The 15,700-nt window shown below is 33.4% G+C and carries 13 protein-coding genes; 2 read left to right on the forward strand and 11 right to left on the reverse strand.

The window, feature by feature from the left end; genetic code table 11:
* Positions 1-25 precede the first annotated feature (25 nt).
* The 11 genes from arsM to AC2D6V_RS06310 form a co-directional block, all read right to left on the reverse strand.
* Positions 26-997, reverse strand: a complete 972-nt coding sequence (gene arsM, locus AC2D6V_RS06260; RefSeq protein WP_484647203.1) for an arsenosugar biosynthesis arsenite methyltransferase ArsM — start codon at positions 995-997, stop codon at positions 26-28.
* A 76-nt stretch (positions 998-1,073) separates the two neighbouring features.
* Complete coding sequence (locus AC2D6V_RS06265) at positions 1,074-1,886, reverse strand: purine-nucleoside phosphorylase (RefSeq protein ID WP_484647204.1); 813 nt, start codon at positions 1,884-1,886, stop codon at positions 1,074-1,076.
* Positions 1,879-2,508, reverse strand: coding sequence for a TIGR04282 family arsenosugar biosynthesis glycosyltransferase (locus tag AC2D6V_RS06270; RefSeq protein WP_484647205.1), 630 nt, complete (start codon positions 2,506-2,508; stop codon positions 1,879-1,881). Before AC2D6V_RS06270 ends, AC2D6V_RS06265 begins: the two co-directional genes overlap by 8 nt.
* On the reverse strand, positions 2,501-2,995 hold the full coding sequence (locus tag AC2D6V_RS06275) for a rhodanese-like domain-containing protein (protein WP_484647206.1): 495 nt from the start codon (positions 2,993-2,995) through the stop codon (positions 2,501-2,503). Before AC2D6V_RS06275 ends, AC2D6V_RS06270 begins: the two co-directional genes overlap by 8 nt.
* 9 nt (positions 2,996-3,004) lie before the next feature.
* On the reverse strand, positions 3,005-4,060 hold the full coding sequence (arsS, locus tag AC2D6V_RS06280; protein ID WP_484647207.1) for an arsenosugar biosynthesis radical SAM (seleno)protein ArsS: 1,056 nt from the start codon (positions 4,058-4,060) through the stop codon (positions 3,005-3,007).
* Between the two features lie 47 nt (positions 4,061-4,107).
* The gene (locus AC2D6V_RS06285) at positions 4,108-4,443 is read right to left on the reverse strand and encodes an arsenosugar biosynthesis-associated peroxidase-like protein (protein WP_484647208.1); all 336 of its coding nucleotides are present in this window, start codon (positions 4,441-4,443) and stop codon (positions 4,108-4,110) included.
* Positions 4,444-4,588: 145 nt separating this feature from the next.
* Positions 4,589-6,517 (reverse strand): acetate--CoA ligase, encoded by a 1,929-nt coding sequence (gene acs, locus AC2D6V_RS06290; protein ID WP_484647209.1) that lies wholly within the window; start codon positions 6,515-6,517, stop codon positions 4,589-4,591.
* Positions 6,518-6,552: 35 nt separating this feature from the next.
* On the reverse strand, positions 6,553-7,644 hold the full coding sequence (locus AC2D6V_RS06295) for an acyltransferase family protein (RefSeq protein WP_484647210.1): 1,092 nt from the start codon (positions 7,642-7,644) through the stop codon (positions 6,553-6,555).
* Positions 7,645-7,658: 14 nt separating this feature from the next.
* Complete coding sequence (locus AC2D6V_RS06300) at positions 7,659-8,984, reverse strand: sugar MFS transporter (RefSeq protein ID WP_484647211.1); 1,326 nt, start codon at positions 8,982-8,984, stop codon at positions 7,659-7,661.
* Between the two features lie 25 nt (positions 8,985-9,009).
* The gene (locus AC2D6V_RS06305; RefSeq protein ID WP_484647212.1) at positions 9,010-9,732 is read right to left on the reverse strand and encodes a LytR/AlgR family response regulator transcription factor; all 723 of its coding nucleotides are present in this window, start codon (positions 9,730-9,732) and stop codon (positions 9,010-9,012) included.
* Complete coding sequence (locus AC2D6V_RS06310) at positions 9,729-10,535, reverse strand: sensor histidine kinase (protein WP_484647213.1); 807 nt, start codon at positions 10,533-10,535, stop codon at positions 9,729-9,731. Before AC2D6V_RS06310 ends, AC2D6V_RS06305 begins: the two co-directional genes overlap by 4 nt.
* Positions 10,536-11,004: 469 nt before the next feature.
* Here AC2D6V_RS06310 and AC2D6V_RS06315 point away from each other — a divergent pair, with 469 nt between their 5' ends.
* Complete coding sequence (locus tag AC2D6V_RS06315; RefSeq protein WP_484647214.1) at positions 11,005-14,013, forward strand: TonB-dependent receptor domain-containing protein; 3,009 nt, start codon at positions 11,005-11,007, stop codon at positions 14,011-14,013.
* Between the two features lie 12 nt (positions 14,014-14,025).
* Positions 14,026-15,612 carry a RagB/SusD family nutrient uptake outer membrane protein gene (locus AC2D6V_RS06320; protein ID WP_484647215.1) on the forward strand — a complete coding sequence of 529 codons (1,587 nt, stop codon included), beginning with the start codon at positions 14,026-14,028 and terminating at the stop codon, positions 15,610-15,612.
* The last annotated feature ends 88 nt before the right edge of the window (positions 15,613-15,700 follow it).

The raw sequence follows: 15,700 nt of genomic DNA on the forward strand, positions 1-15,700 counted from the left end.
TAAAATAAGGAATAAAATTCATCTTTCAACAGCACCCACCACCATCATAATGAAAAGTAGATTCTGAAAAATAGATATCATCTCTATTCAGGGCTTGCAGTATTCCTGCAGTTTTATCACAAATGGCTAATGGTTGATTTTTTAATAATATATGACCAGCATTATCATCAAAATAATCTTCATCACCGTAATAAATAGCTGCTTTTCCTGTAAATATGCAAGGGCCATCTTCTGGCATAGGATCTTTTATAGCAGCAACTTCTATAGATTCGATATAGATTAATTCATCCGTTGGATAGTTTTTAGGGTCTAAAATTCTATATGGTTTTCTTGCTCGAATTTCAATAGTACCAAAACCAGCATCCGTTAATGCTTTCACATATTCTGCGATTGGTAAACTTCCGCTTAGACACAAAGCTCGTAAGCGTTCATCGTTTCGTAATTCATCATTCATTGGCTGCTCACAAGTAGGATCACTCATTACCAAACGCCCATGAGGTTTCAATACACGATACATTTCGGCTATGGCTTTCTTTAGATCATCAGCTTTAAAAATATTGAATAAACAGTTTTGAGCCGCCACATCAATGCTATTATCTTCCACTGGAAGATTCATAGCATCCCCTTTTTTTAATTCAACAAATTCACTTCTAAACCAATCATTTTGTACTTCAGCTTCAATAAAGTTTTTACGTGATGCTTCTAGCATTTCATCAACAACATCAATACCAACGACACCATTTTTTTGACGATTAAAATAGGCGAATTGTAATAATTCCATGCCGCCACCCACACCAACATAAAGCATTTTGGGGTTGTTTGTTAAATCGCGTGCATGTACCGTAGAACCACAACCATAATTCATTTCTTGCATGATTCTAGGGATTTTAAGTCCTGGTAATTCCCAAATAGGATTTGTGGTACAGCAAAGACCAACATCTGGTGTTAGCGCTGCTTCTTTATATACGTCGTGTGTGGTTTCTAAATAGTTATCCATAATAAATTCTTATATATTATTTGAAAGAATAAAGGTAGTTTCTTTAATCTAAAATGATGTAACAAACATTACACCACTATAACATTTTTATTAGTTCTTTAAACAGAATAATCATGTCTGGTTCAGCCTTCGTTGCCATTTCGATAATTTCTTCAATATCAACGCGCTTTAAGTTATCTGGGTCGCATTCATCTGTTAAAACTGACACGGCAGCCACTTTTAATCTTAAATGATTTGCGACAATAATTTCTGGAACAGTACTCATACCCACAGCATCGGCTCCAATTATTTTAAGCATACGATATTCAGCTCTAGTCTCTAATTGAGGCCCAACAACACTTGCATATACACCTTCGTGAAGTTTAATGTTATTTGTATTTGCAATTTGGCGGAAGCTTTCGTTTATTTTTGCATTATATGGAGCACTCATATCTGCAAAACGTTCACCTAATTGGTCAACACCTTTAAAAGCTAATGGTGAACTACCTTGAAGATTTATATGATCTTCGATTAGCATCAATTCTCCTTTTTTAAAGTTTAAATTAACCGCTCCAGCAGCATTAGAAACCAACAAAGTTTTAATACCTAATTTTTCCATGATTCTAACAGGATAAGTAACATCTTGTAAAGAGTATCCTTCGTATAAGTGAAAACGTCCCTGCATAACAATTACTTTTTTTCCTTCCAGCACACCATAAATAAGTCTCCCTTTATGAAACTCAACCGTTGCAGTAGGGAAGTTAGGAATATGGTTATAACTAACTTCTTTTATAACGTTAACATGGTTTATAAGTTGCCCTAATCCGGTTCCTAAAACGATTCCTATTTCTGGATTATCAAAACCTTTGTCTTGTAAATATTCAACTGTTTCGTTTATATGCTTAATCATGGAATTGTATTATTTTTTTCTGTAATTCTAAATTCGATTTATAAAATTCTGAGGCAATTAAATCCTCAAAAGTATCGATATCGTTTAAGGGCTCAAGTAATTTGTAACCTATTTTTTTTAAATTCAATTCTTCTAAAGTAAGTTTTAATAAGTTTGGTTCGCTCCAAGGTTTATTATTAAAAACCATTTCATGGAATGAGTTTAGACCAATTAAATAATATCCCCCATCTAATGCTGGTCCAAATGTAACCTCATTGTCATTTAGTGATTCCAATCCTTCTTCAATATGTCTTGCACTTATATCTGGAAGATCTGATCCAATGAGTACAATTCGCTCATAACCATCTTCAAAGCCTTTTTTAAAAGCATTTTTCATACGCTCACCTAAATTTTTTCCAACTTGAACAGTTTTTAAATCACCTTTCCATTGAGCTTCTACGATAGCTTCTGAAAAATAAATATGCCTATCTGCTTTAATATCTTTTGTAGCTTCTTCTGTTACTTTAACAAGTTCGCTATACACATTAAAAGCACTTTGGTTACCAATCGTTTTAGCTAACCTGGTTTTTACTTTGCCTAGTTCAATATTCTTTACAAAAACGATAACGAGTTCCTTATTCATATACTTTTACACCTTTTTTCAACCATTTGCTCCAAGTTTTGGAGAACGTGTGGACACTATCAGTTTCTTTTTCTTCAATATTGTAAACAGGAAAATTATGGTTTTTCCATTCAAAAATACCACCAAACAGGTTTTCAACTTGGCTATAACCAGCGAGCTTTAAACTGTCTGCTATAGATTCTGATCGAATTCCGACGGAACAATAAACAACAATTCTAGAATCTTTGTTAGGAATTTTTTTCTGAAGACTGTCAATATTAAAATTATCGTACCCAACGTGTATAGCATTTTTTAAATGGCTCGTTTTATATTCATTTAGTTCTCTAGAATCCAAAATAATAGCATCTGTTTTTGGCATAGCTAGTTCTTGAACTGTTATATAAGGGACACTATTGTCATTATATTCTTTCAATAATTTGTCAATTGATTTTTGAGCAAACAAAGAACAATGAAATGTAATTAATATTATAATGAGAGTATTTTTCATTCACCAATCTTATGCTACTACACCTTGACAACTACTACCTGCACCTGCTGTACAACCGTAGCAATGTTGTGATATAACAATGTTTCTGTCTTCTAATAATTCTTCGTTATACTCAGAAATATGTTTTACTTTACTATTTACGGGCAATTCTAACATTTGATTAAAATCGCAGTCGTATAGATAACCTTCCCAACTTATTGAAAGCGTGTTAGTACACATAACGTTAGCGACAGCAGCAGGATTATAAGCTTCAACTAAGGAATACATATAATCTTCGTAATTTTCTGAGGCAATAAGATAATCTAAAAACCTTGAGATTGGCAAATTGGTAATGGCAAATAAATTATGAAATTGAATCTCGAAATCTTCTTTTAAAGCTTTTTTGAAATCCTTTTCCATGGATGCTTGATCTCCTGGCAGAAAGGCTCCCGATGGATTGTATACCAAATCTAAGCGTAAGTTGCTATTGGGCATTCCATAACCTACAGCGTTTAATTCTTGAAGTGCTTTTATTGATTTATCAAAAACACCATCGCCTCTTTGTTTGTCTGTTTTACCACGAGTCCAATGTGGCATAGAACTGACTATGTGAATATTGTGCTTTTTAAAAAACTGGGGTAAGTCGTAATATTTTTTATTTGCTCGAATAATTGTGAGGTTAGAACGGACTATGAAATCTTTAATGCCTGCCTTAGCAGCTTCTTCAACAAACCACCTAAAATCAGGATTCATTTCTGGTGCGCCACCAGTTAAATCTAAAGTATGAGCTCCAGTGTTTTTTATAACCTTCAAACATTGCTTCATCGTCTCACGTGTCATAATCTCTTTTCGGTCTGGACCTGCATCTACATGGCAATGATCGCAGACTTGGTTACACATATAACCTACATTTATCTGCAAAATTTCTAATTTCTTTGCCTTTAAGGGAAATTGATTGCTTTCTGCAATTTTCTTTTTAAAAGTAGGTAAGTCACCATTTTTAAAAATCCCGTTGGATAAAATCTCAAGTTGTCTATTACTATTTGCTAAATCGCTGTTGCGTTTATGTAGTGAGTTTGTAGCCATCAATTGTGTGTAAAATATGATTAATCTAGTAGAATCAAATATCTAAATTAGCCATCCAATTTATTTACTTTATTCATCATTTGCACACCATGTACAAGCGTAGCACCACTTTTTATAGCAGCACCAACATGAATGGCTTCCATCATTTCTTCTTTTGTAACACCGCGTTGCAATGTGTCTTTAGTGTATGCATCTATGCAATATGGACATTGTTCGGTATGTGAGACCGCTAAAGCTATAAGTGCTTTTTCACGCGCGGTAAGTGCGCCTTCCTCGAAAACTTTAGAGTAATACTCGAAAAATTTATTGCCCAATTCTTCATTCCACTCTGTTATATTTCCAAATTTTCTAAGGTCAGCAGGGTCGTAGTATGTTTTTTGCATAAAATATTTTTTGCTAAAGATAAAAATCTAATACTTGTAGTCGTATAAAAGAAGTTTACTTAACAATAAAATTAATTATTGTTCAAGAATTATTCATTGATAATCAGAAATTTTAAAAGACTGATGGATAAAATAGTTTTCAGCTTTACCAATTAGTATTATCTGCTTTTTTTTTGCCATCAATAATACTTTGAACCACTTCAGGGTTTAATAAGGTACTAGTGTCTCCCAAGTTAGAAATGTCATTATGTGCAATTTTTCTAAGTATACGTCGCATTATTTTTCCAGAGCGTGTTTTAGGTAACCCTTCTGTAAATTGAATTCTATCCAACTTAGCAATTGGCCCTATGTGTTCGGTAATTATTTGATTAATTTCTTTTCTTAAATTATTATGATCTCTAGTTTCGCCAACATCCTTTAAAATAACATAACCATAGAGCGCATTACCTTTTACATCATGAGGAAAGCCTACTATGGCCGATTCTGCCACTGCAGGATGCTCGTTTACAGCATCTTCAATTGGAGCCGTTCCTAAGTTGTGCCCAGAGACAATTATAACATCATCAACACGTCCGGTAATTCTATAATAACCAACTTCGTCTCTTAATGCACCATCTCCTGTAAAATATTTGTTTTCATAAGCAGAAAAGTACGTGTCTTTATAGCGCTCATGATTTCCCCAAATGGTTCGAGCCATACTTGGCCATGGAAACTTAACGCATAAGCGACCACTCACTTGATTGCCTTTAATTTCGTTTCCGTTTTCGTCCATTAAAGTTGGCTGGATTCCAATAAAAGGAAGCGTAGCGTAAGTTGGTTTAGTTGGTGTTACAAATGGGATAGGGGTAATCATAATACCGCCTGTTTCTGTTTGCCACCAAGTATCTACAATCGGACTTTGTTTTTTACCAATATTATCATTGTACCAATGCCAAGCTTCTTCATTAATAGGCTCTCCAACAGAACCTAAAACTTTAAGCGATGACAAGTCATGTTTTTCAACTACTTCGAGGCCTTGTTTTGCAAGTGCTCTAATAGCAGTAGGTGCTGTATAAAATTGATTTATTTTGTGTTTTTCAACAATCTCCCAAAATCGTCCATAATCTGGGTAACTAGGCACTCCTTCAAACATAACGGTTGTTGCCCCATTTGCTAATGGGCCATAAACAATATAGCTATGTCCAGTTATCCATCCTATATCTGCCGTACACCAATAAATATCGTCTTCTTTATATTGAAATACATTTTTGAAAGTATATGCTGTATAAACCATGTACCCAGCTGTAGTATGCACCATGCCTTTAGGTTTCCCTGTGGAACCAGAGGTATACAAAATGAAAAGCGGATCTTCGGCATCCATAACTTCAGCAACACAATGCTCTGAAGCATTATCTAACAAAGGTTGGAGCCATTTATCACGTCCTTCTTTCATATTTATTTCTGAATGAATTCGTTTGGCAACTAAAACAGAATTCACTCCTGAACAACTTTCTAGTGCTTCGTCAACGATACCTTTTAGGTCGATTGTTTTAGCGCCTCTGTAAGAGCCATCACTTGTGATAACCATTTTACAATCTGAATCATTAATTCTTGTAGATAATGCCGTAGCTGAAAACCCTGCGAAAACAACAGAATGAATGGCACCTATTCTTGCACAAGCTAGAACAGAAATAGCAAGTTCAGGAATCATAGGTAGATAAATGCAAACGCGATCTCCTTTTTTAATTCCTTCTTGTTTTAACACATTTGCAAACCGATTTACACGTTCACTGAGTTGGTTATAACTAATGTGTTCTGCAGGTTTTGATGGGTCGTTAGGTTCAAAAAGAATAGCAGTTTTGCTGCCGCGAGTAGCTAAATGTCTATCTATACAGTTCTCGGTAATATTAAGTTTTGCCCCTTCAAACCATTTAATCTCTGGTTTAGAGAAATCCCAACTCAACACATTGTCCCATTTTTTTTTCCACATAAAATGTTCCTCGGCAATTTCTTCCCAAAAGTGTTCAGGCTCTCTTATCGATTTTCTGTAGACTTGATAGTACTCTTCTAAGTGTTTTATGTGATAGTTGCTCATGATTTATTGATTTTTAATATCTAATAGAGATGTATTTAGACTTTAATAAAAATATTTTTTTTGTAAAGTATGTATGCTAAAGTAACATAAAATGTTACTATTACTAGAGCGTATAACAAAGAAGCTAACTTATCTGTTATAAGCGCATTTGTAAAAATAGATTCATAAATATATGTATGGATATTACCATGATTATTGACTTTTATGGAATAAAAAATTTTGGTTATAAAAATAGACAAGAAATATATGGTTATAGCGTTCATTCCAACGTGTTTAAATAAAGTTCCTAATTTTAAACTTTTTACATCTATGCAATAGTAAATAATTGCCAAAATAAGCGTTGCCCAACCACTTGTGACTAACACAAAACTACTACTCCAAATTGCTTTGTTTATAGGAAACCACAGGTTAAAAATATAACCAAGAATTAAAAGAGAAAGAGCCGTAATAACTAATAAGCCTAAATGTTTTAACTTATCTATTAACCTAGCCACTAAAATTCCAGATAGGCAGGATATAGTAGCGGGAATTGTGCTTATAATTCCCTCAGGATCATAATCAGGTTGCCACATATGTTTTCCTAATACTTGTAAATCTATATAATTAGCCCAATTATTTGGTGCGCGATCAAAAGTTGGAGAAATGCCTTCTAGATTTGGAAAAGGCATGTAACCTAAAAACAACCAATAACTAACTAAAATAAATAAACTAATCCTTAACAGAATCTTCCAGTTAAAATTAAGATATAAGATTGCAGAAATAAAAAACACAACACCAATACGTTGAAGCACCCCTGGAATTCTAACCGTTCCTAGATCTTCAAAAAATGGAAAGTAGGGGGTAAATAAATTTAGAAATAATCCAAGACCAATAAGTTTTAGACTCCTAATGACTATTTTTTTATAAGTTACGCGTTTACTTGTTTTGTTCTTATATGCGAAATATATTGAAATACCAACGATAAATAGAAAGAACGGAAAAATGACATCTGTAGGGGTTAAACCATGCCATTTAGCATGTGAAAGTGGTGGGTATATATGATTCCAATCTCCTGGAGTATTTACTAAAATCATAGCGACTATAGTAAATCCTCGCAATATGTCTACCGATGCTATTCGCTGCTTCACAATTAATGTTGAAATTAAGCCGAAAAGTTCTTTTTTAAACCAACCTTATGTCCCCAAAAAGCATAATAAAAAATGATTAGATAACATGGCAATAAAATCCAATATCCGCTTGAAGCTGCTTCTGCTGTAGCTGCAATTTCTTCTAAGCCACTTGTTATTAATTCTTCTTTTTTATTATCTACAATAGCTCCATACAATGGTGGTATAATAGCTCCACCAGAAATGGCCATAATTAATAATGCTGAAGCTGTTTTAGTAAATTTACCTAAACCTGTTAGTGCTAGCGGCCAAATTGCTGGCCAAACTAGAGCATTAGCAATACCTAAGGCAGCAACGAAAAGAACTGATGTAAACCCACTTGTAAATACAATACAAAATGATAACATTATACCTAAGACAGCACTGGCCTTTAAAGCAAAAGCCTGACTTATATATTTAGGAATTAAAAAGACTCCTAAAGCATAGGTGGCTACCATAGCCATTAAAGTAAATAAGGTAAAAAACTTGGCTTGATCTACAGGGATATCTAATGAAATACCATAAGAAATAATGGTATCCCCAGCAATAACTTCAACTCCTACGTAGACAAACAATGCTAAAACGCCCAACCATAAATGCGGAAATTGAAGAATACTTGATTTTGCTTTTTTACCAGCTTTAGAAGCTTCAATTGGCTCTGCCTCAACATGCGGCAAAGGTGCTTTTCTAATTAAAATTCCTAATAAGAATAAAACAACAGCCATTACAATATATGGTGTAACCACACTATCAGCCATGGTGTTTAATAAACTGGCTTTTTCAGAAGCATCAACGTAGGTTAGCTTTTCTTTAATTTCATCTATACCAGATAATAAAATCGCTCCAAATATTACAGACCCTAAAGACCCTGCTACTTTGTTTGCTATTCCCATTATAGCAATGCGCTTGGCAGCGCTTTCAATTGGACCTAAAATTGTAATATATGGGTTTGATGCTGTTTGTAATAATGTCATACCCGCCCCTTGGATAAAAATTGCAGTTAAAAACATCCAATATGTTCTTGCATTAGCTGCGGGAATAAAAACCAAAGCTCCAATGGCCATAATAATTAATCCTAACGACATTCCTTTTTTATACCCAATTTTGTTAATTATAGAAGATGCTGGTAACGCCATAACCACAAATGAAATGTAAGATGCTGATGCAACTAAATAGGACTGAGCATCAGTCAATTCATTAATGGTTTTCATAAATGGGATTAATGCGCCATTAATCCAGGTAACAAATCCGAATATGAAAAACAATCCAGCGATGATTAGTATTGGTATTAAAGTTTTGTTTTTTTCTTGATGATTCGACATGATTGCAAGTGGAATTTAATTATGGTTAGTTATTTCTATCGTCGTTAATATTAAAAATGCGCTCTTTAGCTTGTTTAGTGTAATTGCGACCTATGGGTATTTTTCTATTAGAAACTTCCACGGTATTGCCTTCTAAAGCAATTATTTTATTTATAGATACAGTATAGGATCTATGGATACGCATGAAATTAGATTGCGGTAATTCTTCAGTAATAGCTGAAAGTGATTTATGCACGACATAATCACCTATTGTGGTAATCACTTTGATATAATCTTTTAAGCTTTCTATATAAAGAATATCGTTTAAATTAATTTTTATTAATTTTTTATTGACTTTTAAAAAAATATGTGGCTCTTGTTTTAGCGAGGCATCCGCTTTAGTATTAGTAACATATACTTGTTGGTATATTTTGTTTACTGTTTTTAAAAATCTATTAAAAGGGATTGGCTTCACCAAATAATCTAAGACATCCAATTCAAAACTTTTTACGGCATACTCCCTATAAGCAGTAGTAATAACAATTAATGGCTTGTAGCTTAAATTTTCAATAAAAGTAAAACCAGTCATTTGTGGCATGTTGATATCCAGAAAAATAATGTCAATTTTTTCTTGTTCTAAAACCATGTAGGCTTTTAATGGGTTATTAAAAGTCTGAACAATTTCTATATGGTCAAAATTCTTTAAATGATTTTCGATCACTGTTATAGCCAATGGCTCATCATCTATTATTAGGCACTTAATTTTCATTTTTGTACCGGGATTTTTAAAAACAAATTATAAATATCGCCTTCTTCATTAGCATTTAAAACATAGTCGCTAGAGAATAATAGTTTTAATCGTCTTATTGTATTAACATTGCCAATTCCAGATAAAGATTTTTTAGAGACTTTTGGGTTAAAGTTATTACTCAATTTAAACTCCAAATACCCGTTTGCTAATGTAAAGCTCATTTTAACCTTTAAAAGATCATTACCTTTCATTCCATGTTTAAAAGAGTTTTCTACAAACGAAAGAAACAAAAGAGGTGGTACTTTAACATCTTCTATATGACCTGTAATATCCATATCAGTTTCGACTTTGTTGTTAAACCTTAAGCGCTCAATATCCATGTAATTATTAATATGTTTTATTTCATTAAGCAACAGCGTTTTAGGGCCATCTATTTCATAGAGTATGTATTGCATCATTTCAGATAACTTTATAACTAGTTTTGGAGCGTTGTCAGATTTTTGCAATGTTAAAGCATATAAATTGTTTAAGGTATTAAAAAAAAAGTGTGGTTGAATTTGAGTACGTAAATACTTGAGTTCCGTGCTTAGTTGAAGTTTAGCTAAATCTTCATTTTTCTTTTTTTCTAAGAACCATTCTACTATAAATTTTATTGACGTTACGAAGGAAATAACATAAAGTTCGCCAAGAATTACATCTATAATATAGTTAACATCAAAATAACTTGAAGGAACTATAGATTCTGGAAAGGCTACTTTTGTTACCAAAGCATAATTCAATCCCGTTCTAATTACATAAACCATGACTAAAATAAAAATCACAATGGCCAAATAGGTTTTGTATTTTTTTCGTAAAATGAATTTTGGAATTAAATAAAATATATTACCATAAACAATAATAATATGAATGGTAAACTCAACTACATTCGACTTAAATGAATACTCATAATCATCAAAGTAACTTCCCCATCTCCAAACATTGAAGGTAAAGTATCCTAGCCAGAATATAACGTGATATCTGATAGGAATGTTTTCGCCTATTTTTTTACTAGATAATGAAATGATTCTTAAGTTTAAACGATTATTTTTAATAAAAATTCATTAATACAAGGCAATTTTAGTGATATATTCATTAATTAACAATTAAATTGACAATTGTTATTTTTCAAAAATCACTTATCGAACATAAAATGTTGTCTATGTGCAAAACGATGTCGTTTATATAATTTTTTTTTAAATTATTTTCATAATGGATAGTTTGGCCTAACTAAAAAACAAAATAATTCAAATTATGAAACAAAACTTACGTACACTTTTCTTGTTTTCTTTCTTACTCTTATTGGCGCAAGGTTCTTTCGCTCAAGAAAAAGAAATTACAGGAACTGTAACTTCAAAAAGCGATGGCATCCCTCTACCTGGAGTGAATGTTATTGTACAAGGAACCACTAATGGTGCTCAAACAGATTTTGATGGAAATTATACGCTAACAGCAAATGTTGGTGATATTTTAGTCTTTTCATATGTTGGAATGGCTACTTTAGAAATTTCTGTTGCAGACTCTAATTTAATTAATGTTCAACTAGAAGAAGATGCACAACAACTTAATGAAGTTGTTGTAACGGCTCTTGGTATTAAAAAGACTAGAAAGTCTTTAACTTATGCAGCTCAGGACATTAATGCCGATGAGCTAAATAAGGCTAAACAAACTAACCCAATAAATAGCTTATCTGGAAAGGTTTCGGGGGTATCAATTACGCGTAGTGCTTCAGGTGCTGGTGGTTCGGTAAAAGTAACCTTGAGAGGTAATTCCTCAATTGGGAATAACCAACCATTATATGTTGTTGATGGTATACCATTATCTAATCCATCTTCTAGTCAACCAGGTGACACATTTGGTGATATTAATGGAGGAAATAGAGACGGTGGTGATGCATTAGCTTTAATAAATCCAGACGATATAGAATCTTTAACAGTTTTAAAAGGAGCTTCTGCTTCTGCTTTATATGGTAGCGCAGGTTTAAATGGAGTTATATTAATTACAACCAAAAAAGGACGCTCAGGGAGTTTTAAAGTAGATTTTTCGTCAAATCTAACAGTTGATAGTGCTGCTTATATCATGGACTTTAATGATAAGGCTCAAGGAAACATTGATGATTTTTTAACTTCGGGAATAACAAATATTAATTCGCTATCAGTTTCTGGAGGAACGGAAAATGCTCAAACCTATTTTTCCTATAGTAATACATTTTCTGATGGTGTCCTTCCAACAAATAAATTAAAGCAACATACTTTTAATGTTAGAGAAACTGCTAAGCTATTTGATGGCAAATTAAATATCAATGCAAGTGTTATGGCATCTACACAAAATATTAAGAACAGACCTATTTCAGGCTTGTATTTTAATCCACTAGTTGGAGCTTATGCATTTGAATCAGCTACTGAAAGCCTATCTAACTATGCCAACTTTGAAGAATTAGACCCTAATCGGAATATAATGGCACAACGCTGGTTTAGAGGAACTTCAGATATAGAACAAAACCCTTATTGGGTAGTAAATAGAAATGCTTCTGAAGATAATAATAAGAAATTAGTAGCATCGTTAAGTTTAGATTTTAAAATCAATGATTGGTTATCGCTTCAAACAAGAGGGACTTATGATAAATCATTATTTGAGTTTGAAAGAAAAATTCATGCGACTACCGAAGCTACTTTGGCACCATTAAATGGTCGTTATATTGTTTTTGAAAATGATTACACACAATATTATGGTGATGTTATAGCAAATATTAATACACAATTTAATGAAACAACTTCAATATCTGCAATAGTAGGTGCCAGTACAACGCGCACAACTACAGAGAATTTTACTGGAGATTCTGGAACAAATGGAGATTTACAATTTGCTAATGTATTTTCGTTTCAAAATTTTAATGGAGGGCCATCTACAAACTTTAGGCAGGATACATTTGAGACTAGAGTGAACTCTATATTTGCAAGTGTTACTATTGGCTTTAATGATCAAGTTTTTGTGGATCTAACGGCAAGAAATGATTGGTCTTCAACATTACCAGCAGAAAACAATTCATTTTTTTATCCATCTATAGGTGTGACAGGAGTTTTAAGTGAATTATTAGATTTGCCAGAAAATGTTTCTTTTGCTAAAATAAGAGCTTCTTATGCCGAGGTTGGTAGTGGTTTTGGAGCAGATCAAATTAGTCCAAATGGGCAAATACAGTTTGACGGTTCACCTATAGTCGATCAAGTAAAAGCTTTTCCAGGTTCTACACCAAAACCAGAAAGACAAAAATCTTTTGAAATAGGTACTGAATGGAAATTTAATAATAATCGATTTGGGATTGACTTAGGGTATTATAACACGAAAACAGTGGATCAATATTATGCTTTTGCTACATCTGTTGCAGTAATTGGCGCTCCTTCAGCATACTTAAATTCTGGAGAAATTTCTAATAAAGGTATAGAAGCTTCTATTTTTGCAATTCCAATTCAAAAAGAAGATTTTAAATGGACAACTACCGTAAACTTTGCTTCTAATAAAAATAAAATAGAAAAAATATATAATGGGCAAGTAATAGATGGGCTTATTGAACCTGAGTTTTTTACACTTTCAGCAAAAGGGGTTAATACTTTTGGATCATATTTAGTTGAGGGCGGTTCATTTGGAGATATTTATGCGCAGGTTGTTAGCCGTAATGCAGATGGGTTACCTATAATAGAAGGAGATGCTGTAATTGCCAATGATGATAATACTGTTGATGGGTTAACAAAAGTGGGAAATGCAAATCCTGATTTTACATTAGGATGGAATAACTCATTTGAATTTAAAAATTTTACGGTTGACTTTTTAGTTGATGGTAAGTTTGGAGGCGAAACCATGAGTATGACTGAAGCTATAGTAGAAGGATTTAGTAATAATTCTGCTAGAGAAACAGCTAACGGAAATGTAAATGCACAAATAGATGGATCAGCGTCAACTTTATCGGCGCAAGATTATTATGGAAAAGTAGGAGGTAGAAATGGTTTTACAGGAGAGTATATTTATAGCGCAACGAATGTAAGGTTAGCCGAATTCGCTTTAGGTTATAACTTCAATCTTTCTGAAAACTCATTCTTTTCAAGAGTGAAAGCATCATTAGTAGGAAACAATTTATTTTTCTTCTATAAAGATGCACCACATGACCCTAATATTTCTTTAAGTACAGGGAATGCATTACAAGGTGTTGATGTTTTGGGACTTCCTTCAACTAGAAGTATTGGGCTAAACCTTAATTTAACATTCTAAAAAAATAAAACAATGAAAAATATAAGTAAAATATTAGCATGTTTAGTTGTCTTGGGGTTAGTCATTACTTCTTGTAGTGATATAGATCAATTCAACCAAAATGATAGAAATATAACACAAGAACAATTGGAAGTTGATTTTCAACAAGTAGGTTCTAAATATCAGCCTATTTTTGAAAGCATTTATCAATATAGCCCAGCATGGTCATACCAATTACAGCAAAACTTAAATGCCGATGTATTTTCAGGGTATTTAACCAACCCTAGACCCTTTGGAGCTGGAGCAAATAATACTACATATAGTTTGGTGAGTGGGTGGAATAATTTTATCTGGTCTGTACCTTATGATTTTGTAATGGATAATGTTAATCAGATAACTGAACTGACAGAAGAAGAATTTCCGACTTTAAATGCGGTGGCATTAATTTTAAAAGTAGAAGCTATGCACCGAGTTTCTGATGTGTTTGGCCCTATAGTATATACAAGTTTTGGGGATCTAGCGAATGCGGGTGTTTATGATTCTCAGCAAGAGGCGTACAATGCTTTTTTTGCTGATTTAGATACAGCAGTTGGGATTCTTTCTAACGATTTAGAAAACCCTAGATTTAGTGCATTTGATTTGTCATACGGTGGAGATTATTCAAAATGGGTAAAGTTCGCAAACTCATTAAGATTACGTTTAGCAATAAGAATATCTAAAGTTGATCCTGCAAGAGCAAAATCTGAAGGCGAAAAAGCTTTATCTCAATCACTTGGGCTAATTGAAGCTAATCCAGAAGGTTTCTTTGTTAATAGTTCTTTAGATCATCCTTTAGCTACAATAGATAATTCTTGGGGAGACATAAGAGCAAATGCTTCAATGGAATCTATTTTAATAGGTTACAATGATAGTCGTGCTGGAAGTTATTTTGATGCCCCTACAAGTGTTTCAGGAGAAATGAAAGGCGTACGTGGAGGGCTGCCATTGTTAGCTGGTTATGCAGATGAGCTTGAACAAAAGGCAGATTATATTGGCTTTTCAGCAATAAATGATAATATACATACGCCCTCAGTACAGCTAATGACGGCAGCGGAAGTTGCTTTCTTAAAAGCTGAGGCTTCTTTAAGAGGCTGGTCTGGAGCAGGTGATGCTCAAGGAAATTACGAAACTGGAATACAGTTATCATTTGATCAGCATGGAGCAAGTGGTTCAGCTGCTTATATGGCAGATAACACCTCTACACCAGCAGATTACACAGACCCTGTTAATGCTGCTAATAGTGCTTCGGCAATGAGCACAATAACAATTGCCTGGGATGCAGGCGGTACAAACGAAGAGAATTTAGAGCGTATAATTACGCAAAAATGGATTGCTATGTTCCCTGAAGGGCAAGAAGCTTGGAGTGAATTTAGACGTACGGGTTATCCAAAAATATTTCCTGTAGTAAGTAATCAAAGCGGCGGTGTAGTAGATACCGATATTCAAATCAGAAGAATTCCTTTTGTAGATAGTGAACTTTCTACTAATCCAGAAGGTGTTTCAGGAGCAGTTTCTAAGTTAGGAGGTCCTGATAATGGAGGTACCCGTCTCTGGTGGGATACTGGAGGATCTAATTTTTAAATACTTTTTAAAAAGAAGTATAAAGTAGTATTGAGTTAGTTTAATTTGTTTGATTGGCGAACGGGAAATGATTTTTCTGTTCGCTTTA

The sequence above is a fragment of the Algibacter sp. YIN40 genome, assembly GCF_057219435.1.